General features: G+C 74.1%; 27 protein-coding genes. 20 read left to right on the top strand and 7 right to left on the bottom strand.

Annotated elements, in window-relative coordinates; genetic code table 11:
- Nucleotides 1-164: 164 nt before the first annotated feature.
- Entirely contained in the window at nucleotides 165-1,946 is a 1,782-nt protein-coding gene (gene gcl, locus ACFVU7_RS16495) for a glyoxylate carboligase (protein ID WP_074003637.1), read from the bottom strand.
- Nucleotides 1,947-2,695: 749 nt separating this feature from the next.
- On the opposite strand from gcl, the gene ACFVU7_RS16490 reads away from it, so the two are divergent.
- A complete protein-coding gene (locus ACFVU7_RS16490) occupies nucleotides 2,696-4,177 on the top strand; it encodes a SulP family inorganic anion transporter (RefSeq protein WP_388045895.1) in 1,482 nt (493 codons plus the stop codon).
- Nucleotides 4,178-4,291: 114 nt separating this feature from the next.
- Nucleotides 4,292-4,603 (top strand): MTH1187 family thiamine-binding protein, encoded by a 312-nt coding sequence (locus tag ACFVU7_RS16485; protein ID WP_049652700.1) that lies wholly within the window; start codon nucleotides 4,292-4,294, stop codon nucleotides 4,601-4,603.
- An 18-nt stretch (nucleotides 4,604-4,621) separates the two neighbouring features.
- Here the strand turns inward: ACFVU7_RS16485 and ACFVU7_RS16480 are convergent, their stop codons facing one another.
- The gene (locus ACFVU7_RS16480; protein ID WP_074003636.1) at nucleotides 4,622-5,095 is read right to left on the bottom strand and encodes a DoxX family protein; all 474 of its coding nucleotides are present in this window, start codon (nucleotides 5,093-5,095) and stop codon (nucleotides 4,622-4,624) included.
- Between the two features lie 154 nt (nucleotides 5,096-5,249).
- Here ACFVU7_RS16480 and ACFVU7_RS16475 point away from each other — a divergent pair, with 154 nt between their 5' ends.
- From ACFVU7_RS16475 to ACFVU7_RS16465, 3 genes are all read left to right on the top strand, one after another.
- Nucleotides 5,250-5,828, top strand: coding sequence for a TetR/AcrR family transcriptional regulator (locus tag ACFVU7_RS16475; protein ID WP_074003635.1), 579 nt, complete (start codon nucleotides 5,250-5,252; stop codon nucleotides 5,826-5,828).
- A 78-nt stretch (nucleotides 5,829-5,906) separates the two neighbouring features.
- Nucleotides 5,907-7,337 (top strand): MFS transporter, encoded by a 1,431-nt coding sequence (locus ACFVU7_RS16470; RefSeq protein ID WP_388045609.1) that lies wholly within the window; start codon nucleotides 5,907-5,909, stop codon nucleotides 7,335-7,337.
- Nucleotides 7,334-8,095 carry an SDR family NAD(P)-dependent oxidoreductase gene (locus ACFVU7_RS16465; protein WP_049655613.1) on the top strand — a complete coding sequence of 254 codons (762 nt, stop codon included), beginning with the start codon at nucleotides 7,334-7,336 and terminating at the stop codon, nucleotides 8,093-8,095. The genes ACFVU7_RS16470 and ACFVU7_RS16465 overlap by 4 nt, the downstream gene beginning before the upstream one ends.
- Before the next feature lie 67 nt (nucleotides 8,096-8,162).
- Here the strand turns inward: ACFVU7_RS16465 and ACFVU7_RS16460 are convergent, their stop codons facing one another.
- Nucleotides 8,163-8,849 (bottom strand): SMI1/KNR4 family protein, encoded by a 687-nt coding sequence (locus tag ACFVU7_RS16460; RefSeq protein ID WP_143204591.1) that lies wholly within the window; start codon nucleotides 8,847-8,849, stop codon nucleotides 8,163-8,165.
- Nucleotides 8,850-9,064: 215 nt separating this feature from the next.
- Between ACFVU7_RS16460 and ACFVU7_RS16455 the strand changes: the two genes are divergently transcribed.
- From ACFVU7_RS16455 to ACFVU7_RS16445, 3 genes are all read left to right on the top strand, one after another.
- Nucleotides 9,065-9,985: a carbohydrate ABC transporter permease gene (locus ACFVU7_RS16455; RefSeq protein ID WP_049655615.1), complete on the top strand. Its 921-nt coding sequence runs from the start codon at nucleotides 9,065-9,067 to the stop codon at nucleotides 9,983-9,985.
- Nucleotides 9,982-10,884 carry a carbohydrate ABC transporter permease gene (locus tag ACFVU7_RS16450; protein ID WP_079272327.1) on the top strand — a complete coding sequence of 301 codons (903 nt, stop codon included), beginning with the start codon at nucleotides 9,982-9,984 and terminating at the stop codon, nucleotides 10,882-10,884. Before ACFVU7_RS16455 ends, ACFVU7_RS16450 begins: the two co-directional genes overlap by 4 nt.
- A 61-nt stretch (nucleotides 10,885-10,945) precedes the next feature.
- A complete protein-coding gene (locus ACFVU7_RS16445; protein ID WP_388045607.1) occupies nucleotides 10,946-12,346 on the top strand; it encodes an ABC transporter substrate-binding protein in 1,401 nt (466 codons plus the stop codon).
- Nucleotides 12,347-12,438: 92 nt separating this feature from the next.
- On the opposite strand, the gene ACFVU7_RS16440 is transcribed toward ACFVU7_RS16445, so the two are convergent.
- Entirely contained in the window at nucleotides 12,439-12,708 is a 270-nt protein-coding gene (locus ACFVU7_RS16440) for a helix-turn-helix domain-containing protein (protein WP_049655616.1), read from the bottom strand.
- 98 nt (nucleotides 12,709-12,806) lie between these two features.
- Here ACFVU7_RS16440 and map point away from each other — a divergent pair, with 98 nt between their 5' ends.
- The 5 genes from map to ACFVU7_RS16415 all read left to right on the top strand — a co-directional run bounded on the left by map (nucleotide 12,807) and on the right by ACFVU7_RS16415 (nucleotide 19,015).
- Nucleotides 12,807-13,574: a type I methionyl aminopeptidase gene (gene map, locus ACFVU7_RS16435; RefSeq protein WP_388045605.1), complete on the top strand. Its 768-nt coding sequence runs from the start codon at nucleotides 12,807-12,809 to the stop codon at nucleotides 13,572-13,574.
- 24 nt (nucleotides 13,575-13,598) lie between these two features.
- Nucleotides 13,599-14,294 carry an HAD-IA family hydrolase gene (locus ACFVU7_RS16430; RefSeq protein ID WP_388045603.1) on the top strand — a complete coding sequence of 232 codons (696 nt, stop codon included), beginning with the start codon at nucleotides 13,599-13,601 and terminating at the stop codon, nucleotides 14,292-14,294.
- Between the two features lie 84 nt (nucleotides 14,295-14,378).
- Nucleotides 14,379-14,804: an acyl-CoA thioesterase gene (locus ACFVU7_RS16425; protein ID WP_387971055.1), complete on the top strand. Its 426-nt coding sequence runs from the start codon at nucleotides 14,379-14,381 to the stop codon at nucleotides 14,802-14,804.
- Nucleotides 14,805-14,973: 169 nt separating this feature from the next.
- Complete coding sequence (locus ACFVU7_RS16420) at nucleotides 14,974-16,506, top strand: alpha/beta hydrolase (protein WP_388045601.1); 1,533 nt, start codon at nucleotides 14,974-14,976, stop codon at nucleotides 16,504-16,506.
- Nucleotides 16,507-16,705: 199 nt separating this feature from the next.
- Nucleotides 16,706-19,015: a transglycosylase domain-containing protein gene (locus ACFVU7_RS16415; protein ID WP_380744869.1), complete on the top strand. Its 2,310-nt coding sequence runs from the start codon at nucleotides 16,706-16,708 to the stop codon at nucleotides 19,013-19,015.
- A 123-nt stretch (nucleotides 19,016-19,138) separates the two neighbouring features.
- On the opposite strand, the gene ACFVU7_RS16410 is transcribed toward ACFVU7_RS16415, so the two are convergent.
- Nucleotides 19,139-19,735, bottom strand: coding sequence for a hypothetical protein (locus tag ACFVU7_RS16410; RefSeq protein ID WP_049660092.1), 597 nt, complete (start codon nucleotides 19,733-19,735; stop codon nucleotides 19,139-19,141).
- Nucleotides 19,736-19,784: 49 nt separating this feature from the next.
- The gene (locus tag ACFVU7_RS16405; RefSeq protein ID WP_049660091.1) at nucleotides 19,785-20,333 is read right to left on the bottom strand and encodes an alpha/beta hydrolase; all 549 of its coding nucleotides are present in this window, start codon (nucleotides 20,331-20,333) and stop codon (nucleotides 19,785-19,787) included.
- Nucleotides 20,334-20,590: 257 nt separating this feature from the next.
- On the opposite strand from ACFVU7_RS16405, the gene ACFVU7_RS16400 reads away from it, so the two are divergent.
- From ACFVU7_RS16400 to ACFVU7_RS16390, 3 genes are all read left to right on the top strand, one after another.
- Nucleotides 20,591-21,157 carry a DJ-1/PfpI family protein gene (locus tag ACFVU7_RS16400; RefSeq protein WP_388045599.1) on the top strand — a complete coding sequence of 189 codons (567 nt, stop codon included), beginning with the start codon at nucleotides 20,591-20,593 and terminating at the stop codon, nucleotides 21,155-21,157.
- Nucleotides 21,158-21,331: 174 nt separating this feature from the next.
- Nucleotides 21,332-22,630 carry a serine hydrolase domain-containing protein gene (locus ACFVU7_RS16395; protein WP_388045597.1) on the top strand — a complete coding sequence of 433 codons (1,299 nt, stop codon included), beginning with the start codon at nucleotides 21,332-21,334 and terminating at the stop codon, nucleotides 22,628-22,630.
- A 56-nt stretch (nucleotides 22,631-22,686) separates the two neighbouring features.
- Nucleotides 22,687-23,205, top strand: a complete 519-nt coding sequence (locus ACFVU7_RS16390; protein WP_049659101.1) for a gamma carbonic anhydrase family protein — start codon at nucleotides 22,687-22,689, stop codon at nucleotides 23,203-23,205.
- Between the two features lie 11 nt (nucleotides 23,206-23,216).
- Here ACFVU7_RS16390 and ACFVU7_RS16385 read toward each other — a convergent pair whose 3' ends face one another.
- Entirely contained in the window at nucleotides 23,217-24,413 is a 1,197-nt protein-coding gene (locus ACFVU7_RS16385; RefSeq protein WP_388045595.1) for an MFS transporter, read from the bottom strand.
- A gap of 199 nt (nucleotides 24,414-24,612) precedes the next feature.
- On the opposite strand from ACFVU7_RS16385, the gene ACFVU7_RS16380 reads away from it, so the two are divergent.
- The 4 genes from ACFVU7_RS16380 to ACFVU7_RS16365 all read left to right on the top strand — a co-directional run bounded on the left by ACFVU7_RS16380 (nucleotide 24,613) and on the right by ACFVU7_RS16365 (nucleotide 26,450).
- Nucleotides 24,613-24,858, top strand: a complete 246-nt coding sequence (locus ACFVU7_RS16380; protein ID WP_117486559.1) for a DUF2277 domain-containing protein — start codon at nucleotides 24,613-24,615, stop codon at nucleotides 24,856-24,858.
- Nucleotides 24,859-24,873: 15 nt separating this feature from the next.
- Complete coding sequence (locus ACFVU7_RS16375) at nucleotides 24,874-25,110, top strand: DUF6296 family protein (RefSeq protein WP_049659098.1); 237 nt, start codon at nucleotides 24,874-24,876, stop codon at nucleotides 25,108-25,110.
- A gap of 68 nt (nucleotides 25,111-25,178) precedes the next feature.
- On the top strand, nucleotides 25,179-25,463 hold the full coding sequence (locus ACFVU7_RS16370) for a DUF427 domain-containing protein (protein WP_049659097.1): 285 nt from the start codon (nucleotides 25,179-25,181) through the stop codon (nucleotides 25,461-25,463).
- Between the two features lie 45 nt (nucleotides 25,464-25,508).
- Entirely contained in the window at nucleotides 25,509-26,450 is a 942-nt protein-coding gene (locus tag ACFVU7_RS16365) for a hypothetical protein (RefSeq protein ID WP_388045593.1), read from the top strand.
- Nucleotides 26,451-26,506 lie beyond the last annotated feature (56 nt).

Raw genomic sequence — 26,506 nt, 5'->3', positions numbered from 1 at the left:
GCGGCCGTCACCTGGTCAACTGCGGTCGGCGTGCCGATGTTCCGGGCACGGGAGTGGGTGGGGGCGTGCGGAGCGGCTCGTCCGCCCCCACCCGCCCGGCGCGGACGACCGGCGCGGACGGCCGGTGCGTGCGACCGGCGTGCGCGACCGGTGCGTGCGCCGCGTTACGGCACCAACGGCCGGATCGCCGTCGGCGCGTGCTCGGGGAGGGTGGCCAACTCCTCGAACTCGTTGACCTTGTCGATGTCGGCGGCGGCCATCGAGATGTTGGTGACCCGCTCCAGGATCGCCTCGACCACGACCGGGACGCGGAACTCGGCGGCCAGTTTCTTGGCCTCCTCGAAGGCGGGCAGCAGGCCCTCCGGCTCGGTGACCCGGATCGCCTTGCAGCCCAGGCCCTCGACGACCTTGACGTGGTCCACGCCGTAGACGCCCAGCTCCGGCGCGTTGACGTTCTCGAACTCCAGGTTGACCTGGTAGTCGATGTCGAAGGCGCGCTGCGCCTGGCGGATCAGGCCCAGGTAGGAGTTGTTCACCAGCACGTGGACGTACGGGATGCGGTGCTGGGCGCCGACCGCCAGCTCCTCGATCATGAACTGGAAGTCGTAGTCGCCGGAGAGCGCGACCACCTGCCCTCCCGGGTCGGCGGTGGCGACGCCCAGCGCGGCCGGGATGGTCCAGCCGAGCGGGCCGGCCTGGCCGCAGTTGATCCAGTGCCGCGGCCGGTAGACGTGCAGCAGCTGCGCGCCGGCGATCTGGGAGAGGCCGATGGTGGTGACGTAGCGGGTCTCCGGGCCGAACGCCCGGTTCATCTCCTCGTACACGCGCTGCGGCTTGAGCGGCACGTCGTCGAAGTGGGTGCGGCGCTGGAGCCGGGCCCTGCGCTCCTGGGCGGCGGCGGCCCAGGCGGTGCGGTCCTTGAGCGTGCCGGCGTCCCGCAGTTCGCGCGCCACCTCGACGAACAGCTCCAGCGCGGCCCCGGCGTCGGAGGCGATGCCGAGGTCCGGGGCGAAGATCCGGCCGAGCTGGGTGGGCTCGACGTCGACGTGGACGAAGGTGCGGCCCGCGGTGTAGACGTCCAGGCCGCCGGTGTGGCGGTTGGCCCAGCGGTTGCCGATGCCGAGGACGAAGTCGGAGGCGAGGAAGGTCTCGTTGCCGTAGCGGTGCGAGGTCTGGAGGCCGACCAGGCCGGCGTTGAGCGCGTGGTCGTCCGGGATGACGCCCCAGCCCATCAGGGTGGGGACCACCGGGACGCCGGTGAGTTCGGCGAACTCCCGCAGCAGCTCGGCGGCGTCGGCGTTGATGACGCCGCCGCCCGCGACGATCAGCGGGCGCTCGGACCGCTGGAGCAGCGCGACCGCCTTCTCGATCTGGACGCGGTTGGCGGCCGGCTTGTAGACCGGCAGCGGCTGGTAGGCCTCCGGGTCGAAGTCGATCTCGGTCAGCTGGACGTCGATCGGCAGGTCGATCAGGACCGGGCCGGGGCGCCCGGAGCGCATCAGGTGGAAGGCCTGCTGGAACACGCCGGGGACCTGCGCGGCCTCCAGCACGGTGGTGGCGGCCTTGGTGACGGGCCCCGCGATCGAGGCGATGTCGACGGCCTGGAAGTCCTCCTTGTGCAGCCGGGCGACGGGCGCCTGGCCGGTGATGCAGAGGATCGGGACGGAGTCGGCGATCGCCGAGTACAGGCCGGTGATCATGTCGGTGCCGGCCGGCCCCGAGGTGCCGACGCAGACCCCGATGTTGCCGGCCCTGGCGCGGGTGTAGCCCTCGGCCATGTGGGAGGCGCCCTCGACGTGCCGGGCCAGCGTGTGCCCGATCCCGCCGGCGGCCTTGAGCGCGGCGTAGAACGGGTTGATGGCCGCGCCCGGCACGCCGAACGCGACCTCAACGCCTTCGAGCTTGAGGATCTCCACGGCCGCGCGGGCGGCTGTCATACGAGGCATCGGATCTCTCCTGCGTCGGCCCGCAGTGGCTCGGAGGGCTCATCTCCTGAATTCCACCATACGGAAGAACGGTTTCTGTATGTGGAAACACGGTAGGGCGGGGCTCGTCGGGGCGTCAAGGGGACTTCAACAGAATGTGGAAGGCGCTGGGCGGACCGTCGGGCGGCGGGGATTCGCACGCCAGGACGGCGATCGCGCTGGTGTGCCCGGGGAAGCGGACGCTCCGCGCCGGGAAGAGCGGCCGGTGTGCAGTGGCGGTGAAGGGACGGTGCCTGCTGTGGGCCCGCCCCGCCGGGCTGGGTACCGTCGGTGCCACGCCGGGCCCGTGACGTCCAACTGAGGCCGCGGCAGGGGGGTTTCGGGAGCACCGCGGAGCGGGGGAACTCCGCCGGTGGCCCCGTCCAGGACCAGCGCGCCCGGTCCGCCGCACCCGAGCGAGGGACGCACCCCCCGGCCGCACCGACCCGACACCCGCCGCCGCGCTCTGGTCCGCCCGGACCCGCGGCCGTACCGCTGTCGCCGCTGTTTCCCCTGCCCTCCCGTTCCCCGCTCCTCCTCCTGCTCCCCGCCCTTGCAACGGCGCGCCCGCTGCGGCGGACGCGCGGAAGGAACGTCCCCATGCGCTGCTGCACCCCTGCCCGGTCCCTGGCGGTGACCGGGTGAACCCGCCGCCCCACCGGAGCGACAGCCCGCCGGGCCGCCTCCGCAAGCACGGCCCGCCGGGCCGGCCCCGCACCCCGGCCGCCGTCCTGCGCGCCGTCCCCTGGCGCCACGACCTGCCGGCCTCGCTGGTGGTGTTCCTGGTCGCCCTCCCGCTCTGCGTCGGCGTGGCCGTCGCCTCCGGCGTCCCGGCCGAACTCGGGCTGGTCACCGGCATCGTCGGCGGCCTGGTGGCCGGCCTGCTGCCCGGCAGCAGCCTCCAGGTCAGCGGGCCCGCCGCCGGACTGACCGTCCTGGTCGCCGACGCCGTCCAGCGCTTCGGCGTCGGCGCGCTCGGCCTGCTGGTGCTCGGCACCGGCCTGCTCCAGCTGGCGATGGGCGCCCTGCGGCTCGGCCGCTGGTTCCGGGCGATGTCCGCCTCGGTGGTGCACGGCATGCTGGCCGGCATCGGACTGACCCTGGTGTTCGGCCAGCTCTACGCGCTCGCCGACCGCCGCGCCCCCGCCACCGGGCCCGAGAAGATCGCCGGACTGCCCGACCTGCTGGGCGACGTGCTGACCGCTGCGGCCAACCCGAGCGCCGTCGCCCTCGGCCTCGGCACCCTGCTGGTCCTGGTCGCCTGGAAGTACCTGCCGGAGCGGGCCGCCCGCGCCGTCCCCGCCCCGCTGGCCGCCGTCGGCCTGGCCGCCGCCGTCACCGCGGCCGCCGACCTGCCGGTGGCCCGCGTCCACGTGGCCGGGCTGCTCGACGTGGTGCACCTGCCCGGCCGCGACGCCCTGACCGCCCTGGCCGGCCCCGCCGGGATCGGCACGGTCGTCGCCTTCACCCTGATCGCCTCCGCCGAGACGCTGTTCAGCGCCGCCGCCGTCGACCGGATGCACCACGGCCCGCGCACCGACTACGACCGCGAGCTCACCGCCCAGGGCATCGGCAACACCGTCTGCGGGCTGCTCGGCGCGCTGCCGATGACCGCGGTGATCGTGCGCAGCGCGACCAACGTCCAGGCCGGCGCGCGCACCAAGGCCTCGCGGGTCCTGCACGGCGGCTGGCTGCTGGTGTTCACCGCGCTGCTGCCGGGCGCGCTCGGGCTCGTCCCGCTCACCGCGCTGGCCGCCGTCCTGGTGCACGCCGGCGCCAAGCTGGTGCCGGTGCGCCGGATCGTCGCGCTCTGCCGCGGGCACCTGGGCGAGGCGGTGGTGCTGGTGGTCACGACGGTCGCGATCATCGCCACCGACCTGTTCGAGGGGGTGCTGATCGGCGTCGGCCTGGCGGTGGCCAAGTCGGCCTGGCAGACCTCGCACCTGCACATCGCGGTGGAGGAGCAGGAGCAGCCGGCCGGGCAGCCGCTGCACCGGGTGCGGCTGAGCGGCAACGCCACCTTCCTGCGGCTGCCCCGGCTGCTGGACACCCTGGAACGGCTGCCGGGGGACCGGCCGGTGGAACTGGACTGGTCCGGGCTGCGCCACCTGGACCACGCCTGCACGGTGGCGCTGGTCTCCTGGGCCGACCAGCACCGGGCCCGCTCCACCGCCCCGCTGGCCGTCGAACCGCCGCTGCCTTCGGTGGCTTGAGGTCCGGTCCGGTCGGGGGGCGTCCAGCCCGGTCGCGGGACGTCTAGCCTGGTCGCGGTCCGGGTGCAGGCCCGGGCCGCGACCGGTGCCGTCGACCACAAGGAGCGCAGAGCCGTGATCGCAGCCTTTTCGGTGACCCCGCTGGGGATCGGCGAGGACGTGGGGGAGGCGGTGGCCGCCGCCGTCCGGGTGGTCCGGGAGAGCGGTCTCCCGAACCGCACGGACGCGATGTTCACCAGCATCGAGGGGGAGTGGGACGAGGTGATGCCGGTGATCAGGGCGGCGATCGAGGCGGTGAAGGCGCATAGCAACCGGGTGAGCACGGTCATCAAGATCGACGACCGGGCCGGGGTCACCGACGGCCTCACCGCCAAGGTCGCCTCGGTCGAGCGACACCTGGCGGCGGGCGGTCCGTCGGACCGTTGACCGGCCCCGGGCGGTGCGTCAGACCGCCGACGTCGGCCGGACCGCCGGTTCGGCCGACGCCGCCAGGGGCCGGCGGGTGAGCAGGCGGTCCACGGCGTACGGGCCGGAGCCGAGCGCCGCGATGGCCAGGAAGGCCCAGCAGAACAGCACCGAGGGCTCGCCCCCGTTCTGCAGCGGCAGCAGCGCGTGCTCCTGGTGGACGGTGAAGTAGGCGTAGGCCATCGAGCCGGAGCAGAGCAGGGCGGCCACCCTGGTGCCGGCGCCGAGCAGCACCAGGACGCCGCCGACCAGCTGGATCAGCGCGGCCCACCAGCCGGGCCACTGGCCGAGCGGGACGGTGCCGCCGCCCTTGGCGCCGCCGAGCACGCCGAACAGCGAGGCGGCGCCGTGGCAGGCGAAGAGCAGGCCGACGACGATCCGGAACGCCGTCAGCACGACGGGTCTGACGGCGTCGGCGGTCTGCCGGGAGTGGGCGGGACGGGATGTGGACATGCGAAGCGCCTCCTGTGGGGGAAGGAGGTGGATGTGGGAGCGGTAAGGGTAGCCATGGTCTAGTCCACTTGGCAATGCTCCGTCAGAGATCAGGTCTGGACCACTGATCGCCCTTTCTTGACCGACCGATCCAGAAAGGGCTACTGTTCCCGGCATGGCGCGAACGAAGGAATTCGACCCGGACGCGGCGCTGCAGGCGGCCCTGGAGCTGTTCTGGCAGCGCGGCTACGAGGCCACCTCGATGGCCGACCTGGTCGAGCGGCTCGGCATCGCCCGGGCCAGTCTCTACGCGACCTTCGGCAGCAAGCGCGAGCTGTACCTGCGGGCGCTGGAGCGCTACTGCGAGCAGAGCGACTCGGCGCGGCTGGACGACCTGTCCCAGCCGGGCCCGGCGCTGCCGGCGGTCCGCGCGCTGGTCCGCCAGTACGCGACGGCGGAGGAGGGGGAGCGGCGGCTCGGCTGCTTCGTCACCAACACGGCGGTGGAGCTGGCCCCGCACGACCCGGCCGCGTCCCGCCGGGTGGAGGCGAGCTTCGACCGCCTGGAGACGCTGCTCGCCGCCGCCCTGGCGCGGGCCGCCGCGCAGGGCGAACTGCCCGCCGGGCGGGACCCGCGGGCGCTCGCCAGGATGCTGGTGGTGCTGCTCCAGGGCATCCGGGTGGTGGGCAAGACCGCCGACGGCGCGCCCCTGGCGCGGGACGCCGCCGAACAGGCGCTGGCACTGCTGGACTGACGCCCGGTCGGCTCGGGTCGGGGTCTTCTGCTGGGCTCATACTGGACCGAACGGTCTACATAGGGGGGAGGGTTTTACATGCCTGTCATCGCTACCGGCCGGTACGGCTTCGCGCTGCTCGGCGTCGTCCAGGCGGTGCTGATCTTCACGATCATGATCCTGACCGTGCCACTGCCGCTGGTGGCACGGGAGTTGGGGCTCGGCCCGTCCGGGGTGCTGCTGCTCAGCGCCGCCTACGGCCTCTCCTTCAGCTCCCTGCTGCTGCTCGGCGGACGGCTGACGGACCGTCACGGCGGACGCCCGGTGCTCCGCGCCGGCCTGGTGCTGCTCGCCGCCGCCTCGATCGCCTGCGCCCTCGCGCCCGGCTACCCCGTCCTGCTGGCGAGCCGCTTCGTCCAGGGCGCGGGCGCGGCCCTCACCGCCCCGGCGGCGGTCGCCGTGGTCCGGGTGCTGCACCCCGAACCGGCCGCCTACCGGCGGGCGATGGCCACCTGGGGCGGCCTGTCGGTGCTCGGTGCCACCGTCGGCAGCGTGGTCTCGGGCGCGGTCGCCGCCGCGGTCTCCTGGCGCTGGCTGTTCGCGGTGCCCGTCGTGGTCGCCCTGGCCGGGCTCGCCTGCTCCGGATCCCTGCCCGCCGCCCTGCCCGCAGCCCCTGGTCATGCCCCCGCCGTCCGCCGACCGGCCCTCGACCTGCCCGGCGCCGCCCTCGCCACCGCCGGTGTCTGCGCGGCGAGTTACGCCCTGGTGGCCTCCACCGAGCAGGGCTGGCGCAGCCCCGGGACGTACGGCCCGCTGGCCGCCGGACTCGCCCTGCTGCTCGCCTTCGCCGCCGTCGAGCGCCGCACCGCCGACCCGCTGCTGCCACCCGGCTTCCTCGCCGACCGGCGCCGCGCCACCGCGCTCGCCGCCGTCATGGCCACCGCCGCCGGCACCGCGCTCACCTTCGTCCTGCTCTCGCTCTACCTCCAGCAGCTGCGCGGCTGGAGCGCCGCGGCCACCTCCGCCGCCTTCGTGCCGTACGCGGTGGTCCTGCTGCTCTCCGGCCGACTGGCCGGCCCGCTGACCGTCCGGTACGGACCGGTGGCGGTCACCGCCGGCGGCCTCGCCGTGGCGGCCGCCGGACTCGGCCTGCTGGCCGGGCTCGCCCCCGGCAGCGGCTACGCCTCCGGCCTGCTGCCCGGACTGCTCCTGCTGCCCGCCGGCGCCGCCGCGGCCTTCGCCGGGGCGGCCGTGCTCGCCACCGGCGGGGTGCCGCCCGAGCGCACCGGGCTGGCCGCCGGAGTGTTCAACACGGCCATGGAACTCGGCCCCACGGCCGGACTGGCCGCCCTGATGGCGCTCGCCGCCACCCGCCCGAGCGTCGTCGGTGGCTACGCCGCGGCCTTCGCGGCGGCCGCGGCGGGGCTGGCGCTGACCGCCGTCGCGGTCGCCGCCCTGCCTCGCGCCACCCCTACCACCCGCACCACCGCACCCGAACACACCACCCGGATCAAGGAGTTCACCTCATGAGCACGCGTTTCGCCGACAAGTCCGTCCTGGTCACCGGCGCGGGCAGCGGCATCGGCCGGGCCATCGCGCTCGCCTTCGCCCGCGAGGGCGCCCGGGTCGCGGTCGCCGGCCGCACCGCCGGACCGCTCGCCGAGACCGTCGAGCTGATCGAGCGGGCCGGCGGCAAGGCTGCGGCGCTCACCGGTGACGTGACGAACGCCCAGGACGCCGCCCGGCTGGTCGGTGAGACCGTCGAGCTGTTCGGCGGCCTGGACGTCGCCGTCAACAACGCCGGGGTGTTCGGCGCCGCCGGCCCGGTCGCCGACATCGACGAGGCCGAGTGGCAGCGGGTGTTCGGCATCAACGTCACCGGCACCCTGCTCGCCATGCAGCCGCAGATCGCCCACATGCGGGCCCACGGCGGCGGCGCGATCGTCAACGTCTCGTCCAACCTGGGCGCCCACAAGCGGCTCGCGGGCGTCGGGGCCTACGCCGCCAGCAAGGCCGCGGTCACCGTGCTGACCAGGGCCGCCGCCCTCGACCACATCGCCGAGGGCGTGCGGATCAACACCGTCAGCCCCGGCGCGGTGGACACCCCGATGTCCTCCCGGCCGGGCGAGGACGCCGCGACCAAGGCCGGGCGGATGAAGGCCGAGGTCCCGGTCGGCCGGGCCGGGGCGACGGAGGAGGTGGCCGCCGCGGTGCTGTACCTGGCTTCGGACGAGGCGGGCTACACCGTCGGCAGCGACCTCGTCCTGGACGGCGGCTCCTCGGCCTGACCGCCTGACCGCCTGACCGCCCGATCGCGTGACCGCCTGACCACCCGATCGCGTCATCCCCGCCGGGCTACTCGTCCGGCGACTCCCCGGGCACCACCCCGTAGAACGCGTCCAGCGCCTGCGGGGTGCGTGCCCGGACCACCACCCAGGCCTCCTCGGCCACCCCGACCAGCACCTCCGGGCCCTGGTACCAGCGGAAGTGGCGACCGAGCGCCGGCAACTCGCCCAGACCGTCCGGCAGTTCCTCGTCCCAGTCGAGGAAGTCGGTCAGCTCGTGGTCCTCCAGCAGCTTCTCCATCAGCGCCATCGCCGCGGCCGTCGCCGAGAAGCGCTCGTCCCAGGGCTCCCACCGCTCCTGCGCCTTGTCCGCCAGGTCGAGCCGGAACACCGTCGGCGGATCCTCCCGGTCGAGGCCGTCCAGCGGCACGCCCCAGTGCGCGCAGCCCTGGTTCTCCGCCCGGAACACCAGGGCGCCGTCCAGCACGTGCAGCTCGTCCGGCGTCAGCAGCACGTCCTGGTTGCTGGTCAGGTCCGCCCGGCGGCCGAACAGCCGGTACGCCTCGCGCAGCGCCACCGGCAGCCGCAGGCCCAGCCGCCGCTCGGCGGCGTCCAGCTCCGCGTCCGTGAAGCCGTCGCCGGGCCCCAGCGGCTCGCCCCAGTACGCGGCGAAGCCCCTGACGAGTGCCCAGGCGCCCGCGCGGGAGCGCACACTTTCGGCCATTGCGGCCGGGATGTCGAATTCCGTTTCGTCCACCCGCGCACCGTACGCCACCCCTCCGACAGCGCGGTGGCCCGCCCAACTGCCCCTCTGCCGCCGGTTCGCCGCCCGTCCGGGCACGACCGGCCGGATCTGACGCGAACGCGTAATCCCCGCGACACCCATTGATCACCGCGGGGTTTCCGCGCCGTCGTTCGGGCAAGACACGGTTTCGGCCGGAACCGACATCACGAAAGGCGGACGCGCGACACATGCCGACCGCACCGCACACCGGGCCCCTCCCGGCCCGTCGAAGCCGCTGGGGAGAACACGGGCTGGCCTGGGCCTTCCTGCTGCCCTCCCTGGTGGTCTTCGTCCTCTTCATCGGCTACCCGCTGGGACGGACCCTCTACCTCAGCGGGCACGCCAACGACCTCTTCGGCGCGCCCTCCCGCTACGTCGGGTTCAAGCACTACACCGACCTCTTCGCCTCGGCCGACTTCGTCCGCACCCTCACGACCACGGCGCTGTTCACCCTGCTCACCGTGGTGCCCGGGGTGCTCGGCGCGCTGGTGCTGGTGCTGCTCCTGGAGAACCGGATCCGGGGCGTGCGACTGCTGCGCTCGGCCTTCGCGCTGCCCTTCGCGTTCTCGGTGGCCAGCGCCTCGGTGGTGTTCGCGGTGTTCTTCAACCCCGCCAGCGGGGTGCTCAACGGGCTGCTCTCGCACGTGGGCCTCGGCCCGATCGGCTGGCTGACCGACTCCCGGTACGCCCTGCTCTCGGTGGCCGTCACCACGGTCTGGATGAACCTCGGCTACAACGTGCTGGTGCTCTCCGCGGGCATCGGCTCGATCCCGGGGGAGATCCTGGAGGCGGCCCGCATCGACGGCGCCTCCGGCCTGCGGCTGGCCCGTTCGATCACCGTCCCGATGCTCGGTCCGAACCTGTTCTTCCTGACCGTGGTCTCCACCGTCCACGCGCTCCAGAGCTTCGGCCAGATCCACATCCTCACCAAGGGCGGGCCGGACGGCTCCACCCGGACCCTCGTCTACTCCGTCTACGAGAAGGCCTTCGCCTACGGCTCCAGCGACTTCGGCACCGCGAGCGCCCAGGCCGTGGTGCTGCTCGTGGTCGTCCTCGCCTGCACGGCCGTCCAGTTCGGCGTCCTGGAGCGGAAGGTGCACTACGCATGACCACCCTCACCACCGAGGCCGAGCCGAAGGCCGGGGCGCCCCGTCCGCCCGCCCGCGCCCGCGCCCTCGCCGGGCGCTCCGCGCGCGACCTTCTCGGCCGCGCCGCCGTCTACCTGCTGCTCGCCGTCGCCGTCGTCACCGTGGCCTTCCCGGTCTACTACGCCGTCGCCGGCGCCTTCATGGGCCCCTCCGAGCTCTCCTCCTACCCGCCGGCCCTGGTGCCGCACTCGGTCACCGGACGGAACTTCTCCGGCGCCGTGGACGCCATCCCGCTGGCCCGCCAGTACGCCAACTCGGCGATCGTGGCGACCGTCATCACCCTCGCCCAGCTGTTCACCTCGGTCCTCGCCGCGTACGCCTTCGTCTTCCTGCCGATGAAGGCCCGCGCCGTGGTGTTCGGGGTGTTCCTGGCCACCCTGATGGTCCCGTGGGAGGCCATCATCATCCCCAACTACCTGACGCTGTCCGGCTGGGGGCTCGGCAACACCTACTTCGGCCTGGTGCTGCCCTTCCTGGCCTCCGGCTTCGGCACCTTCATGCTGCGCCAGGCCTTCCGCCAGCTGCCCGGCGAACTGCGCGACGCCGCCCGGATCGACGGAGCCGGCCACTGGCGCTTCCTGTGGCGGATCGTCGTCCCGCTCAACAAGCCGGCCCTCGCGGCGCTGTCGATCTACGTCTTCCTGTCGGCGTGGAACCAGTACTTCTGGCCGCTGATCATCACCCGCACGGCGAACATGCAGACCCTCCAGATCGGCCTCACCTCGCTGCGCGACGCCGAGATGGCCGACCCCGGGCTGATCCTGGCCGGCGTCGTGCTCTCCCTGCTGCCCACCCTCGCCCTGGTGGTCTTCGGCCAGCGCTTCATCGTCCGCGGCCTCACCGCGGGCGCGGTCCGCTGACCGCGCCCCTCCCGCTCCTCCCGTGTCCCCCCTCCTCGAACGCTCGAAAGAGAGAACCCTCGTGAAGAAGAGTGCGCGCGCGCTCGCTGCCCTGCTGGTGGCCGGCCTGTCCCTGACCGCCTGCAGCTCCAGCGGCTCCGGCTCCGGTTCCGGCTCCGGCGGCTCCGCCGACGCCGGCGCGCCCGGCGCCCAGGCGCTCGACCAGGCCTCCGGTGTCACCAGCGTCGAGTTCTGGCACTCGATGACCGGCAAGAACGCCGAGGTGCTGAACGGGCTGGTCGGCCAGTTCAACGCCGCCCACCAGGGCAAGATCGAGGTCAAGGCGCAGTTCCAGGGCAAGTACGACGAGCTGGTCACCAAGTACAAGGCCGCGGTGCAGCAGAAGGGCACCCCCGCCCTGGCGCAGGTCTACGACATCGGCACCCGGTTCATGATCGACTCCAAGCAGACCGTCCCGGCCCAGGCCTTCGCCGACAAGGACGGCTACTCGCTGGACGACCTGGACGCCAACATCCGCAACTACTACTCGGTCGGCGGCAAGCTCCAGGCGATGCCGTTCAACTCCTCGATGCCGTTGCTCTACCTGAACACCGACGCCTTCAAGGAGGCCGGCCTCGACCCGGCCCAGGCCCCCAAGGACCTGGCCGAGCTGGGCGAGCTGGCCAAGAAGCTGACCAAGAAGGACGGCGACGGCAAGACCGTCCGGTACGGCTTCGGCGCCGCGATCTACGGCTGGTTCGTCGAGCAGCTGCTCGCCGAGTCCGGCACCATGTACTGCGACAACGACAACGGCCGCGGCAACAAGGCGGGCAAGGTCGTCTTCGACTCCGCCCAGGGCGCCCAGATCGTCCAGTGGTGGGCCGACCTGGTCAAGGGCGGCTACGCGGCCAACACCGGCCGCACCACCGACGACGCCCAGGCCGCGTTCAAGGCCGGTACGGTCGCGATGCACCTGGAGTCCACCGGCGTGCTGCGCGGCTACACCGAGGCGGCGAAGTTCGGCGTCGGCACCGCGGCCTTCCCGAAGGTCACCGCCGCCGACCAGGGCGGCCCGGTGATCGGCGGCGCCTCGCTGTGGATCAGCGGCCCCGGCCACTCCGACGCCGAGAAGCGCGCCGCCTGGGAGTTCGAGAAGTTCGTCTCCGCCCCCGAGCAGCAGGCCGTCTGGCACACCGGCACCGGCTACTTCCCGGTCAACACCAAGGCCCTGGACGACCCCAAGGACAAGGAGTGGGTGGCCAAGTACCCGCAGTTCCAGACCGCGATCGACCAGCTGAAGGCCACCAAGCCGACCCCGGCCACGGCCGGCTGCCTGCTCGGCGTGATGCCGCAGGCGCGCAAGGGCGTGGAGACCGCGATCGAGCAGACCATCGCCGGCACCAAGCCCGCCCAGCAGGCCCTGGCCGACGCGGCCAAGGAGCTCCAGCCGGCGATCGAGAGCTACAACAGCTCGGTCGGCTGACCTCCTGGCCCACGACGACGGCCCGCCCCGCGCACCACGCGCGGGGCGGGCCGTCGTCGTTCGTCGGTCCGCCGCGGGCGGGCATGCGCGGGCTAGGCGGAGAGCGCCTCGCCGTCCTCCGAGGGGGCGCACGCGGCCGCCAGTTCGTCCAGGGACAGGTCGAGCGCGAAGGCCAGCGCCGCGATGGTGAAGAAGGACGGCGTCGGCGCGCGGCCGGTCTCGATCTTCCGCAGCGTCTCCGCCGAGACGCCGGCCACCGCCGCCACCTCGACCATGCTGCGCTCGCCGCGCGCCTCGCGCAACAGCGCTCCGAAGTGCTCGCCGCGCTCGCGCTCCCACGGGGTCAGCGGAGTCCTCACCATGCCGACGAGTCTAGGGCCTCCCGTCCGGCGACGCCCCCACCCCCACGACCGTGATACAAATACCGGTATAAGAATTGGATCCAGGGGAGAGAAGCACCATGGTCGAACTCAAGTCGGACGCCGGGCTGGCCGCGATGCGCGAGGCCGGGCGGGTGGTGGCGGACGCGCTGGCGGCCGTCCGGGAGCAGGCGGCGGTCGGAGTGAGCCTGCTGGAGCTGGACGAGGTGGCGCGGGGCGTGCTCAAGGCGGCCGGGGCCACCTCGCCGTTCCTCGGCTACCGTCCGGCCTTCGCGCCCGTCCCGTTCCCGGCCATCATCTGCGCCTCGGTGAACGACGCCGTGGTGCACGGCATCCCGGACGGCTACCGGCTGCGCGACGGCGACCTGGTGAGCATCGACTGCGGCGCCCTCCTGGACGGCTGGGCCGGGGACGCGGCGGTCAGCTTCACCGTCGGCACCGCCCGGCCCGAGGACACCGCCCTGATCGAGACCACCTGGCGCGCCCTGGAGGCCGGCATCGCCGCCGCCGTGGTCGGCAACCGCACCGGCGACATCGCCCACGCCATCGGCGCCGTCGCCCGCGCCGGCCGGTACGGCCTGCTGGACGGCTACGGCGGCCACGGCATCGGCCGCCGGATGCACGAGGACCCGCACGTGCCCAACGAGGGCCGCCCGGGCCGGGGTTACCCGCTGCGCCCCGGTCTGGTGCTGGCGATCGAGCCGATGCTGCTGGCCGGCGGCCGCGACGACCACCGCACCGACCCGGACGGCTGGACCCTGCGCACCGTCGACGGCGCCCGGGCCGCCCACGTCGAGCACACCGTCGCCATCACCGAGGACGGCCCGCGGATCCTCACCCTGCCCTGATCCGGAAGGACTTAGGCTCTGGCCATGACCAAAGCTGTGATGTTCGACTTCTCCGGCACCCTCTTCAGGGTCGTCTCCACCGCCGAGTGGCTGGCGGCCCACCTCGCCGCCACCGGCCTCGCCCTGCCCGCCGGGGAGGAGGCCGAACTGATAGCCCGGCTGGAGGAGTTCGGCGCCCTGCCCGGCGGTGTGCCGCCGCGCCGCATCCCGCCGGAGGTCCAGCAGGCCTGGGACACCCGCGACTTGACCCCCGAGCTGCATCGCACCGCGTACACCGCGCTGACCCGCGCCGCCGAGCCGCCCGCGGCCATCGACGTGGACGCCCTCTACGAGTCCCACCTGGCGCCCGCGAGTTGGCGCCCGTACCCGGACGCCGCCCCCGTGCTGCGCGAGCTGCGCCGCCGGGGCGTGCCGGTCGCCGTGGTGAGCAACATCGCCTGGGACCTGCGGCCGGTCTTCCGCGCGTACGGCCTGGAGGAGCTGGTCGACGTCTACGTGCTGTCGTACGAGGTCGGTGCCCAGAAGCCCGACCCGGTGATCTTCGAGACCGCCTGCGAGCGGCTCGGCCTCCTCCCGGCGGACGTCCTGATGGTCGGCGACGACCGGACCTGCGACGGCGGTGCGACCGCGCTCGGCTGCGGCTTCCACCCGGTCGAGCACCTGCCGGTCGACCGGCGGCCGGACGCCCTCACACCGCTGCTGGCCGTCCTGTCCGGGTGATCCGGGTGGGACGGGTGGGACGGGTGGGACGGGTGACGGAGGACACGAGGTGGTGCCCCGGGGGCCCGGAGTACCGTGCGGGGCATGAGTGATCAGGACTTCACCACGCACATCACCGTCCGCGGGTACGAGACGGACTCCCAGGGGCACCTGAACCAGGCGGTCTACCTCCAGTACGCCGAGCACGCCCGCTGGGAGTACCTCCGGGCGGCCGGGATCCGCCAGGCGGACCTGGTCGCCAAGGGGGTCGGCCCGGTGGTCCTGGAGACCACGGTCAAGTACCTGCGGGAGCTGCGCGCGGGCGACTCGGTGGCGGTCAGCTGCTCGTTCACCTGGCGGGACGGCAAGACCTTCCAGGTGGTGCAGCGGCTGGTCCGCGAGGACGGCGTGCTGGCCGCCGAGATCACCGGTGTCGGCGGCATCCTCGACCTGGCGGAGCGCAGGCTGGTCGCCGACCCGCGCGAGCCGCTGCGCGCCCTGGCCGCCGAACCGGGCCTGCTCGGCCTCTGAGCCGGACCGGACCCCGCCGTACCGCTCCTACCACCCCCACCCCGCGCGGCCGGAGACCGCGGCCGGAAGCGGTCTCCGCCCCTTCCCCGGCGCCCGGGGGATTTCCCCACCCCCGACCGGCCCGCTGCCCGCATGGTCCCAAGTCCCGTGCCCCAGCAGACTCTTGGGCATGACGAAGCCCACCCGCACCACAGCCGCCCGCACCACCCCCACCCGCACCGTCACCGCCGCGTTCACCGCGGCCGCCGCCCTGGCCGTGACCGCGCTGAGCGCCCTGCCCGCCGGTGCGGCCGAGAGCGCGAAACCCGGGAGGGAGGGCCTCGCCTGGGCCGCATGTCCGGGCGCCCCGGCCGACAGCCCCCAACGGTGCGCCGAGGTCACCGTCCCGCTGGACTACGCCGATCCGGACGGCGCCCGCGTCACCCTCGCCGTCTCCCGGATCAGCGCCGCCGACCCCGGCCGGCGCCGAGGCGTCCTGCTGGCCGTCCCCGGCGGACCGGGAGGTTCCAGCCTCGACCTCGTCCACGGCATGGCCGGGCGCCTGCCCCAGTCCGTCCGGGACCGCTACGACGTGGTCGGCTTCGACCCGCGCGGCGTCGGCCGCTCCACCCCGGTCAGCTGCGGCCTCGACCCCGCCGACCTGTCGATGGTCAAACTGCGTCCCTGGCCGGCCGCCGACGGCTCGATCGACGGGAACCTGGCCACCGCACGCCGCATCGCCGACACCTGCGCCCGCAACGGCGGCCCGGTGCTGCGCGGCATCTCCACCGCCAACGAGGCCCGCGACCTCGACGGCATCCGCCGCGCCCTCGGCGAGCGCCGCCTCTCCCTCTGGGGCGTCTCGTACGGCACCTACGCGGGCGCCGTCTACACCACCATGTTCCCGGAGCGGACCGACCGGGTCGTGCTGGACAGCAACGACGACCCGGACCCGTCGCGGATCGGGCGCGGCTGGCTGGACGCCTACGGCCGGGGCGTCGAGGACCGCTTCCCGGACTTCGCGAGGTGGGCGTCCGCGCCGGACAACCCGGACCGGGTCGCGGACACCCCCGAGGAGGTCCGCCCGCTCTTCCTCGACCTCGCCGCCCGCCTCGACCGGGACCCGCTGCCCTGGCCGGGCGCCAACCCGGCGGAGCTGAACGGCAACGTGCTGCGCCAGGCCCTGCTGGACGGCATGAACGCGGACGCCCGCTTCCCGGACGTCGCGGGGCTGATGCTGGCCGGTCTCGGCCGCCGTCCGCTGCCCGCCCCGGTGGTGCCGCCGGAGGCGGCGGTGCAGAACACCATCGCCGTCTCGGTCGGGACCCTCTGCAACGACGTCCGGTGGCCCGCCGACCCGGCCGGCTACGCCAAGGCCGTCACCGCCGACCGCGCCGCCCGCCCGCTCACCGCCGGCCTGCCGGTGAACGTGATGCCCTGCGCCTTCTGGCCGTTCGCGCCCGCCGAGCCGCCGGTGCGGGTCACCGACCGGGGCCCGTCCAATGTCCTGCTCACGCAGAACCTGCGCGACCCCGCGACGCCGTACACCGGCGCGCTCAAGCTGCGTGCGGCGTTCGGGGACCGGGCGCGGATGGTGACGGTGGACTCGGGCGGCCACGACGTGTACCGGGCCAACGGGAACGCCTGCGGCGACGAGGTGGTGACGGACTACCTGGTCACCGGCCACCGCCCGGCCCGGGACGTCTTCTGCCCGGCCGGCTGAGCGGGTTCGGCTGAGCAGAACCGGCCGAGCGAGGTCGGCCGGGCGGCACGCGGGGCAACGGGCCGTGGACGAACGGTCCTTGCCCCGTCGTGCACGCCCGTTCGACCCTCGGGAATGAGTCGAATCCGTCGCGATTTTGTGACAATCCTTCGCCAACACCCGCTCCCCACGGCCTGTTCACGGCCGTAATGTTCGATCTATGTCACCGAAGAGCCGCATACCCGCCGCTTCGGACCCGGGCGACACCTGGGTGCCGCGACCGAGGCGCCGCGAGACCCCGATCGGCTTCCTGGGCCACGCGGCCACCTTCCTCGGCTCCAGCGTGCTGGGCGGGGTGCTGCTGGCGGGCCTGATCCTCCCGGCGGCCGGGGCGGTCGGACTCGGCGCGAAGAACGGCGCCGAGGGCTTCGAGAGCATCCCCGACGACTTCAGGACCCCGCCGCTGAGCCAGGCGACGCAGATCTTCGACGCCAACGGCGGCCTGATCGCCAAGGTCTACGAGCGCGACCGCACCGTCATACCCGCCGACCAGATGTCCCCGCTGATCCGCACGGCGCAGGTGGACATCGAGGACGCCCGGTTCTACGAGCACGGCGCCGTCGACCTCAAGGGCATCCTGCGCGCGATCACCAAGAACGCGGAGAGCGGCGCCGCCGTCCAGGGCGCCTCCACCCTGACCCAGCAGTACGTGAAGAACGTCAATGTGGAGAAGGCCGGGGACGACGCCGACGCGGTGCGCGAGGCGCAGCGCAAGACCCTCGGCCGCAAGATCCAGGAACTCCGGTACGCCATCAAGCTGGAGGAGGACCTGAGCAAGGAGCAGATCCTCACCAACTACCTCAACATCACCTTCTACGGCCACCAGGCGTACGGCATCCAGGCCGCCTCCCAGCGCTACTTCAGCAAGGACGCCAAGGACCTCAGCCTGCCCGAGGCGGCGATGCTCGCCGGGCTGGTGCAGAACCCGTCCCAGTACGACCCGAAGCTGCACCCGGTGGCCGCGCAGAAGCGCCGCGACACCGTCATCGACAAGATGGTGGAGAACAAGCACATCACCGCGGACCAGGCCAGGGAGGCGAAGGCCGCCCCGCTCGGCCTCAACTACCGGGACCCGCAGAACGGTTGCATCACCGCCAAGGCCGGCATGGGCTTCTTCTGCGACTACGTGCGGCACGTGGTCAAGCAGGACCCGGTGTTCGGCAAGAGCTCGGCCGAACGCAAGAAGCTGTGGGACACCGGCGGCCTGAACATCTACACCACGATGGACCCGGACAAGCAGGCCGCCGCCCAGAACGCCGTCTCCACCAAGGTGTACGTCACCGACCCGGTCTCGGCCGCGATGACGATGGTCGAGCCCGGCAGCGGCAAGATCCTGTCGATGGCGCAGACCCGCCCGTACGGCCTGGCCAAGGAGAAGAACGAGACCGTCGTCAACTACAACGTGGACGCGGCGATGGGCGGCGGCATCGGCTTCCAGCCCGGCTCCAACTTCAAGCCGATCGTGGCCGCCGCGGCCCTGGAGGCCGGCCTGTCGCCCACCCAGCGGTACGACTCGCCGAACCGGATGGACTGGCCGACGATGAAGACCTGCGACGGCACCTGGAAGAACCTCAGCAAGGGCAAGAAGGAGGGGACCATCCCCAACGAGAGCGCCGGTGAGGTCGGCCCGTACGAGCTCAAGCAGGCCATGGCGCTCTCCGTGAACACCTACTTCGTGCAGATGGAGCAGGAGATCGGCCTCTGCGCGGTCAAGCAGATGGCCAACAAGCTGGGCATGGAGGGCAAGGCGAACGGCGAGCCGCTCCAGGAACTGCCCGCGCTCGGCCTCGGCACCCAGGAGGTCAGCCCGCTGACCATGGCCAACGTGTACGCGACCTTCGCCGCCCGGGGCACCTACTGCGCGCCGCTGGCGATCAACAGGATCACCACCGTGGACGGCACCGACGTCCCGGTGCCCCCGGTCCACTGCTCCCCGGCGATGTCCGAGGACACCGCCGACGTGATCAACAGCGTGCTGCTCGGGGTGACCGAGAAGGGCGGCACGGCGCGCGACCTCGGCCTGGACGACGGCCGCCAGATCGCCGGCAAGACCGGGACGACGGACGAGAAGAAGTCGGCCTGGTTCACCGGCTACACGGGCAACCTGGCGGGCTCGGTCTGGCTGGGCAGCCCGGGCACCAAGGTGCCGATGCGCAACATCCGGATCGGCGGCAAGTACCAGGCCGAGGTCTTCGGCGCCACCGGCCCCGGGCCGATCTGGCAGCAGGCGATGAGCGACGCCGTCCGGAGCATGCCGGAGAAGCCGTTCGCCACCGTCCGCATCCCGGACCCGCCCCGGCGGGACGCCAACTGCACCACCGCCAGCGGCTCGCCGGGCTCGGTCACCTGCAGCGGCGCGCCCGCCACCGGGGGCCCGGGCAACACCGGCAGGCCGCGCGACACCGGCCCGACGACCGGCCGCACCGCGCCGTCCGCCCCGCCCGGCACCACCGACCCGTCGGACCAGTGACCCGTCCGACCAGTGACCCCGAGGAGCAGCGACTCCGGGCAGCGGTGACCCCGGGCAGCGGTGACCCCGACGACCGGTGAACTGCCCGGCCCCGCCTGAGTACCCGTACCCAGGCGGGGCCGGCTACCGCGCCTCGACCGGTTCGCCGCTGTCCTGGTCGAGGTTGAACACCCGCCGGTAGGAGTCGGTCACCACGGTGATCTGCGAGCGCCCGGTCCAGCTCGCCTCCACCAGCCGGGCGTCGCCCGGTCGCCGGCCGATGTCCGCCAGCGACCAGCGCCGGGCCGACCAGCCCTCGCCGCTCTCCAGCAGCACCTGCCAGCGCTCGTCCGGGCCCGGCCCGGTGGCGTACGAGCGGTGCACCACCACCAGGGCCCGCTCGGCCCCGGCCGGGGCGTCCTCCCGGCTGCGGGTCTCGGCCGCCGACACCTTGTGCGCGGCCAGCACGCCGAGCAGGAACACCACGCCGGCGGTCACCGTGACCGCCCGGGTGGCCGTCCGCACGGCGGCGCGCGGGTCACTCAGCCAGGCGGCCGCGATCAGCGCCGCCAGCGCCCCGCCGATCAGCAGCTCCGGCTGGTTGAGCAGGTCGGCGACCAGCATCAGCCCGCCCGAGCGGCTCTCCCACTGGCCCTCGGTGTAGAGCAGGACGGCGGCCAGCCCGCTGCCCGCCAGCAGCCGGACCAGGACGCGCCTGGTCCGGGACGTCCGTCGGTTCATCGTCCCCCGGTTCATCGTCCCCGCGCCCCCGTTCCCCCCGTCGCCGCGGTCACAGCCCGGCGAGCAGTTCGCGGCCTTCCGGCCAGTCGCCCAGTCCGGAGTCGGAGTTGAGGTGCCCGTACGCGCCCGGCTCGACGTACCGGGCGCCCCAGGCGGCGGCGAACGCGCGGGCCCGCTCGGCCGAGACCCACGGGTCGTCGGTCGAGGAGACCACGACGGCCGGGAACGGGAACCGCTCCAGCGCCACCGGGCGGAAGTTCACCAGCTCCGGGACCTCGGCGGTGTCGACGTCCGCCGGGGCGACCAGCAGCGCGCCCCGGACGGCGGCGGTCCGCTCGGCGGAGGCGGTGGCGACCCAGTGGGCCGCGGTGACGCAGCCCAGGCTGTGGGCGACCAGCACCACCGGGCCTTCGGCGGCGGCCGCGGCCACCGCGGCGTCCACCCGGGCCACCCAGTCCGTCCGCTCCGGGTGGTCCCAGTCCGCCTGCTCGACCCGGCGGAAGGACTCCGGCCCGGCCGCCTCCCAGCGGGTCTGCCAGTGCTCGGGGCCGGAGTTCTGGTAGCCGGGGAGGACGAGGTAGGTGGTGCGGTCGGGCATGGGCTCCTCCGGGAGCGGGACGGTCGTGGGCAGCAGGAGTCTAGGACGCGGGCCGCCGACCCCCGCAGCCGGGCGCCCGACCAGGCGCGCACTCCCCGCAATCGGCGCGCGTAGCTCCGTATGCGCCGTCGTACGCCCGGTGCGCCCCGTTGCCAACGGTGTCGCCGGTACGGGAGGTTGGACCGGGCCCGGGCCGGCCGCCACCGCCCGGCGCCCGTACCCGATCCGAGGCTCGACCACGTGGAGGGATGTCGGCGATGACATCGAAGATCCTGCTCGTCACCGGGGACGCCGCCGAGTCACTGGAGGTGTTCTACCCCTACCAGCGGCTGCGCGAGGAGGGCTACCAGGTCGACATCGCGGCCCCGACGAAGAAACGCCTCCAGTTCGTGGTGCACGACTTCGTCGAGGGCTTCGACACCTACACCGAGAAGCCCGGCTACACCTGGCCCGCCGACGTGGCCCTCGCCGACGTCGACCCGGCCGACTACGTGGCCCTGGTCATCCCCGGCGGCCGCGCCCCCGAGTACCTGCGCAACGACCCGGACGTACAGCGGATCGCCCGGCACTTCTTCGCCGAGGACAAGCCCGTCGCCCAGATCTGCCACGGCCCGCTGATCACCGCCGCCGCCGGCCTGCTGGACGGCCGCCGCAGCTCCGCCTACCCGGCGCTGGCCCCGGACATCAAGGCGGCGGGCGCCGAGTTCGTGGACGGCGAAGCGGTGGTGGACGGCGTCGTCGTCTCGGCCCGCGCCTGGCCCGACCACCCGGCCTGGCTGCGGGCCTTCATCGAGGTCCTGCGCACCAAGGCGCCGCTCGCCTAGCGCTGATCCCGGAGCCGGACCCCGACACGTCTCGGGGTCCGGCTCCGGGATCCCTCGGGGGCGGGACCCCCTCCCCAGGCGGACGATCCGGCCCGGCCGATCCGGCAAGGTGTCAGGTGAGCACCAGCCGACCGGAGTTGCCCACTCCGCCAACCCCGGACCAGGGAGGACGGCATGACCGCCGACCCGACCGCCCCCGCCCGCCGCCGGACCGCCCCGCGCGTCGCCGTCGCCGCCGCCGTGGGCGCGGGACTGCTCACCACCCTCGCCCCGACCGCCGTCGCCGGGCCCGCCGGCTTGCCGCCGGCCCCGGGCTGCCACGGCGCCGTGCACCTCTCGGTCACCGGCGGCACGCCCGGCGATGGCACGGGCACCGACGGCGCCGCCGAACGGCGCGGCGACTGGACGGCCGCCGACGCCGCCCTCGCCGGGATGACCGACCCCGGCTACTCGACCTCCGCCCTCGCCGCCGTCCGCGAGAACGGCCGACTGGTCTGGCGCAACGCCACCGGCGTCGCCGAACTCGGCACCGGCGAACCCGCCGACCCGGAGGGCGCGTTCCGGATCGGCAGCGCCACCAAGACCTTCGTCGCCACCACCCTGCTCCAACTCGTCGGCGAGCACCGGCTGGACCTCGACGACCGCCTGGAGTGCCTGCTGCCGGGCATCGTCCCGAACAGCACCGCGATCACCGTCCGGCAACTCCTCGACCACACCAGCGGCGTCGCCGACTACACCCGGGACCGGGCCTTCGAGGTCGACCGGGACTGGCTGGCCGACCGCCGCTACAAGTCCTACCGGCTGCGGGACCTGGTGGACCTCGCGAACACCTACCCGCCGGACTTCGCCCCCGGCGAGGGATGGCAGTACTCCAACACCAACTACATCCTGGTCGGGATGATCATCGAGAAGCTCACCGGCCACAGCTGGAACGACGAGGTCACCCGCCGGATCATCCGCCCGCTGCGGCTCACCGGCACCTGGATGCCCGGCGACCTCCCGTTCATCCCCGGCCCGCACGCCCACGGCTACGTCAGGACGGACACCGGTCCGGCCGACGTCACCGTGCTCAACCCGTCCATGGCCGGCTCCGCCGGCGGCGGCATCTCCACCACCACCGACCTGACCGCCTTCCTCGACGCCCTGCTCGGCGGCCGCCTGCTGCGCCCGGCCGAACTCGCCGCGATGAAGCGGACCACCGACCACGGCGAGGGCCGGACGTACGGCCTCGGCCTCCAGCGCCTGGACACCCCCTGCGGCCCGTTCTGGGGCCACGCCGGCGGCATCCCCGGCTACAGCACGATGATGCTCGCCGCCCCGGACGGCGGCCGCTCGTTCGCCGCCGACACCACCTTCTACGACGCCCCGGACCCGGACGCCGCCAACACCGCCTGGCGCAAGGTGACCACGACCGCCCTGTGCGGCGCCCAGGCGGCGGCCGCGGCACCCGACCTCGCCCGCATGGCACCGTGACCGACCCCCTACGCTGACCGGCGACAGAACCGCCGACCGTCACAGGAGGACGACCCATGGCAGAGCCGCTGATCGCCGCAGTCGGGGGCCGGGTGCCCGCCGTCGACCCGGGCGCCTTCGTGGCGCCGAACGCCGTCGTGGTCGGGGACGTGACCGTCGCCGCCGGCGCGAGCGTCTGGTACGGCGCGGTGCTGCGCGGCGACGCCGAGTCGATCAGCGTCGGCGCGGGCAGCAACATCCAGGACAACTGCACCCTGCACGCCGACCCCGGCTTCCCGCTGGTGGTCGGCGAGCGGATCTCGGTCGGCCACAACGCCGTGCTGCACGGCTGCACGGTCGAGGACGACGTCCTGGTGGGCATGAACGCCACCGTGCTCAACGGCGCCCGGATCGGCACCGGCTCGCTGGTCGCGGCCGGCGCGGTGGTGCCGCAGGGCATGGTCGTCCCGCCCGGCTCGCTGGTCGCCGGCGTCCCGGCCAAGGTCCGCCGCGAGCTGACCGAGGACGAGAAGACCGGCATCAAGGCCAACGGCGCCGGCTACCAGCTGCTCGCCGACGCCCACCGGGAGATCTAGCGGCTGCCTGGCTAGGCCGTGGTCATCGCTGCCGCGGCCGCCGGTTCCGTCGCCACCGGGGCGGGCCGGCGGCGGTCGGCCGCCCAGGCGAGCACCGCGACCACCGCGCCCGCGGCCGCCAGGACGGCGCCGACCAGCGTCGGCGCGGTCCAGCCGAGCCCGGCGTTCAGCGCCAGCCCGCCGAAGTACGCGCCCTGGGCGTTGGCCAGGTTGAAGGCGCCCTGGACGGTCGCCGAGGCGAGGGTCGGCGCGCTGCGCGCCTTCTGGAGCACCAGGGTCTGCACGGCCGGCACGATCGCGAAGCCGAACAGCCCGATCAGCACCACCGTGACGGCCGCCGACCAGCGGGCGTGCGCGGTCAGCGCGAACAGCGCCAGGGTGGCGGAGAGCAGCACGAAGGCCGCGCAGACGGTGGGGCGCAGCGCCCGGTCGGCGGCGAACCCGCCCAGCACGTTGCCGATCGTCATGCCGACCCCGAACAGCGCCAGCACCAGGGTCACCGAGCCGGTCGCGTACCCGGAGACCTCGGTGAGCAGCGGCGCGATGTAGCTGTAGCAGGCGAAGAAGCCGCCGCAGCCGAACACCACGGTGGCCAGCGCCAGCCAGAGCTGGCCGCTGCGGAAGGCCCGCAGCTCGTGCCGGAGTCCGGACTGGCCGGAGGAGGGGAGCGCGGGCACCAGCCGGGCGATGGCGACCGTGCCGGCGGCCGCGATCAGCACGACCACCAGCATGGTCGCCCGCCAGCCCAGGTGCTGGCCGAGCAGGGTCGCGGCCGGGACGCCGACGATGTTGGCGACGGTCAGTCCGGAGAACATCACGGCCACCGCCCGGGCCCGCCGGTCCGGCGCGACCAGCTCGGCCGCCGCCACCGCGCCCGCCCCGAAGAAGGCGCCGTGCGGCAGCCCGGTGATCAGCCGGGCGGCGGCCAGCGTCCAGAAGTCCGGGGCCACCGCGCACAGCAGGTTGCCGGTCGCGAACAGCGCGGCCAGCGCCACCAGCACCGCCTTGCGCGGCCGTCCGGCGGCCAGCGCGGTCAGCAGCGGCGCGCCGACCACCACCCCCAGCGCGTACGCGGAGATCAGCCAGCCCGCCTGCGGGATGGAGACGTGGAGACTGTCGGCGACCTGGGGGAGCAGCCCCATGGCGGCGAATTCGGTGGTTCCGATGGCGAACGCGGTGACGGCCAGCGCGAGCAGCGCGAGAGGCAAGGGGGTGACTCCGGAGTGATGCCGACGGACCGGGGAAGCGCGCGGCGGGATGAAGGCGGGAATGAAGGCGGGATGAATTCGTTCGTCCGGAATCCTAATCCGGCCGGATGACGGCGCCGTGAGGTGCGTGTGACGAAAGGGCGTCGCCGGCTGACGAAAGGGGGTCGCCGACGCGGCTCCCGCGCGCGAGACTGGGAGCATGTGCCGCAACATCAAGACGCTGCGACCTCCCGTCACGCCCGACGCCGACGAGGAGGACTTCCACGCCGCAGCCCTCCAGTACGTCCGCAAGGTGTCCGGGTTCCGCGCCCCCGCGGCGCACAACCGGGAGGCCTTCGACCGGGCGGTGGACGCCGTCGCGGAGGCCACCGCCCGGCTGCTCGCCGAGCTGGAGGTCCGCGGCCCGCACGCCCGGGCCGCCGTGCCGGCCGAGGCCGCCGGGTAGGCAGGAGCAGCTGTGATGAGCCACGCCGAGCGTTACGCCCTCACCTTCCCCGGCACCCCGGGCACCCAGGCCCCGCAGGACGTCGTGGTGGTCACCCGCACCGACGCGACCGGTCCGGGCGGCCACCCGGTGTACGAGGACGAGAGCGGCATCGTCCGGGCGGAGATCAGCGACGCCGGCGAGGTCCGGATCCTCGCCAGCGGCGGCCACCAGAGCCCGCACCTGCCGGTGCACGCCCACCCGCTGCCCTGACCGCCCGGAACCCTGGGCGGGCACTCGGAACCCCGGCGCGGATTCCGTCCGTCGGGCACAATCGCGGTATGACCACAGCGAGTTGGCAGGGCGTCGTCATCGCCGAGAGCGACGACACCGTCGTCGTCGAGGGCAACCACTACTTCCCGGCCGAGGCGGTGCGCACCGAGTACCTGCGCCCCTCGGAGACCACCACGGTGTGCGGTTGGAAGGGCACCGCCGGCTACTACAGCCTGGAGGTGGACGGGCGGACCAACCCGGACGCCGTCTGGTACTACACCGACCCGAAGCCCGAGGCCGAGCACGTGCGCGGCCGGGTGGCCTTCTGGCGCGGGGTGGTGGTCGCCGAGTAGGCGGCCCCGGGCCGTGCCGTCCTCGCGAAAGGGGTACCGGAGCCCATGGCAGTCTTCCGCAGGCCGGACCGCTTCCGGCCGCGTCCCGGATCCGACCCGGCCGAGCCCGACCCGAGCGGGCCCGACGTGGCAGAGCCCGACCTGGGCGAGCGGCTCGCCGAACTGGTCGAGGAGTCCGAGCAGCCCGTCGGCCGGGGCCCGGTCGCCGCGTACGCGGCGAGGCAGCGCGGCCGCGGCCGGGCCGTGGTCCTGCACACCGCCCGGCTGCTCGGCCACGGCGGCCGGGTCGCCGCCAAGGGGGCGGCCAGGGGAGCGGCCAAGGGCGCCGCGTTCGGCGGCAAGGCCCTGACCGACCAGCTGGTGCGGACCGCGCCGCGGATCCCGGTGCGCGACCTGGCCACCCTGCGGGCGCAGCACCCCGACGCGGCCTTCCCGGAGCAGCTGGCCGACCTGCTGGTCACCGGCGCCGTCCGGGCCTCCGGCGCGCTCGGCGCGGGCGTCGGCGCGGCGGCCATGCTGCCGGTGCCGCCCGCGATGCCGCTGGAGATCGCGGCCGAGACGCTCGCGGTCGCGGCCGTGGAGATCAAGCTGATCGCCGAGCTGCACGAGGTCTACGGCACCCCGGCACAGGGCACCGCCACCCAGCGGGCCGGCGCCTACCTCGGCGCCTGGGCCAACCGCCGCGGGATCGACGCGGGCCTGCTGGTGCGCCCGGCCGGCTTCGCCGCGCTGGCGATCGGCTCGGAGGTGCGCCAGCAGGTCCGCCGCCGGCTGACCCGCAGCTCGCTGCGCCACCTGCCGGCGGTGACGCCGCTGCTGGTCGGCGCCGGCATAGGCGCCACCATGAACCGCCGCGACACCCGCCGGCTGGCCGGCGAGGTGCGCGAGGACCTGCGCGGGCGCCGCCCGGCGGACGGCGCCTACTGGGCCGCGGCCGCGCCGCCGCCGAAGGGGGAGACGGCTCCGCGGCCACCGGGGGAGGAGTGACAGGCGGCGCCCCGGCCCCGGCCGGGGGCCGGGGTGCGGCACATCCGGGCTGGTGG

Source organism: Kitasatospora sp. NPDC058046, from assembly GCF_042885595.1.
In the GTDB taxonomy this organism is placed as follows: Bacteria; Actinomycetota; Actinomycetes; order Streptomycetales; family Streptomycetaceae; genus Kitasatospora.
This window is presented reverse-complemented; position numbering and strand designations above follow the sequence as displayed.

Coding starts and splice junctions, on each gene's coding strand:
- ACFVU7_RS16470 (WP_388045609.1), top strand. CDS start 5,907: ATGCCTGTCATCGCTACCGGCCGGTACGGCTTCGCGCTGCTCGGCGTC.
- ACFVU7_RS16365 (WP_388045593.1), top strand. CDS start 25,509: ATGGCAGTCTTCCGCAGGCCGGACCGCTTCCGGCCGCGTCCCGGATCC.
- ACFVU7_RS16430 (WP_388045603.1), top strand. CDS start 13,599: ATGACCAAAGCTGTGATGTTCGACTTCTCCGGCACCCTCTTCAGGGTC.
- ACFVU7_RS16395 (WP_388045597.1), top strand. CDS start 21,332: ATGACCGCCGACCCGACCGCCCCCGCCCGCCGCCGGACCGCCCCGCGC.
- ACFVU7_RS16480 (WP_074003636.1), bottom strand. CDS start 5,095: ATGTCCACATCCCGTCCCGCCCACTCCCGGCAGACCGCCGACGCCGTC.
- ACFVU7_RS16370 (WP_049659097.1), top strand. CDS start 25,179: ATGACCACAGCGAGTTGGCAGGGCGTCGTCATCGCCGAGAGCGACGAC.
- ACFVU7_RS16405 (WP_049660091.1), bottom strand. CDS start 20,333: ATGCCCGACCGCACCACCTACCTCGTCCTCCCCGGCTACCAGAACTCC.
- ACFVU7_RS16390 (WP_049659101.1), top strand. CDS start 22,687: ATGGCAGAGCCGCTGATCGCCGCAGTCGGGGGCCGGGTGCCCGCCGTC.
- ACFVU7_RS16400 (WP_388045599.1), top strand. CDS start 20,591: ATGACATCGAAGATCCTGCTCGTCACCGGGGACGCCGCCGAGTCACTG.
- gcl (WP_074003637.1), bottom strand. CDS start 1,946: ATGCCTCGTATGACAGCCGCCCGCGCGGCCGTGGAGATCCTCAAGCTC.
- ACFVU7_RS16465 (WP_049655613.1), top strand. CDS start 7,334: ATGAGCACGCGTTTCGCCGACAAGTCCGTCCTGGTCACCGGCGCGGGC.
- ACFVU7_RS16475 (WP_074003635.1), top strand. CDS start 5,250: ATGGCGCGAACGAAGGAATTCGACCCGGACGCGGCGCTGCAGGCGGCC.
- ACFVU7_RS16425 (WP_387971055.1), top strand. CDS start 14,379: ATGAGTGATCAGGACTTCACCACGCACATCACCGTCCGCGGGTACGAG.
- ACFVU7_RS16380 (WP_117486559.1), top strand. CDS start 24,613: ATGTGCCGCAACATCAAGACGCTGCGACCTCCCGTCACGCCCGACGCC.
- ACFVU7_RS16410 (WP_049660092.1), bottom strand. CDS start 19,735: ATGAACCGACGGACGTCCCGGACCAGGCGCGTCCTGGTCCGGCTGCTG.
- ACFVU7_RS16450 (WP_079272327.1), top strand. CDS start 9,982: ATGACCACCCTCACCACCGAGGCCGAGCCGAAGGCCGGGGCGCCCCGT.
- ACFVU7_RS16420 (WP_388045601.1), top strand. CDS start 14,974: ATGACGAAGCCCACCCGCACCACAGCCGCCCGCACCACCCCCACCCGC.
- ACFVU7_RS16455 (WP_049655615.1), top strand. CDS start 9,065: ATGCCGACCGCACCGCACACCGGGCCCCTCCCGGCCCGTCGAAGCCGC.
- ACFVU7_RS16375 (WP_049659098.1), top strand. CDS start 24,874: ATGAGCCACGCCGAGCGTTACGCCCTCACCTTCCCCGGCACCCCGGGC.
- ACFVU7_RS16415 (WP_380744869.1), top strand. CDS start 16,706: ATGTCACCGAAGAGCCGCATACCCGCCGCTTCGGACCCGGGCGACACC.
- map (WP_388045605.1), top strand. CDS start 12,807: ATGGTCGAACTCAAGTCGGACGCCGGGCTGGCCGCGATGCGCGAGGCC.
- ACFVU7_RS16440 (WP_049655616.1), bottom strand. CDS start 12,708: ATGGTGAGGACTCCGCTGACCCCGTGGGAGCGCGAGCGCGGCGAGCAC.